Source organism: Pantoea sp. VS1 (genome assembly GCF_002207995.1).
Taxonomy (GTDB): domain Bacteria; phylum Pseudomonadota; class Gammaproteobacteria; order Enterobacterales; family Enterobacteriaceae; genus Pantoea; species Pantoea dispersa.
Genome location: NZ_NHZE01000189.1, coordinates 1 through 286, shown reverse-complemented (window position 1 = coordinate 286; position 286 = coordinate 1). Strand labels below are relative to the sequence as shown.

Sequence of the window (286 nt, the reverse complement as noted above, 5' to 3'; positions counted from 1 at the left end):
GATTTTATCGGGCTGGAGATGGCGGGCGCGGGAGAGATTTTCAAGCGAGGAGGGCTCGCCGGGGTTAAAGCGGCTGAGCCACTTGTAGCCGGTTTTGCGGCTGATGCCGTGGCGGTGACACAGCTGCGTCATGGATTCCCCGCCTGCCTGGCAGGCGAGGATGAATTCAAGGCGTTGCATGGTAACAGTCTCAGTCCAGGGCATAGTGAGTCTCCTCTGCTATGCCGTTTATAACTGTTACCCATGTGCCCGGTCTAAAGTGTTACCCATGTGCTCGGTTTGTACC

General features: G+C 57.0%; 1 protein-coding gene. It reads right to left on the bottom strand.

Annotated features, from left to right (window positions below; translation table 11 throughout):
• On the bottom strand, positions 1 to 180 hold a 180-nt coding region (locus tag CBW22_RS25855), incomplete at its 3' end, for a helix-turn-helix domain-containing protein (protein ID WP_176428210.1).
• Positions 181 to 286 lie beyond the last annotated feature (106 nt).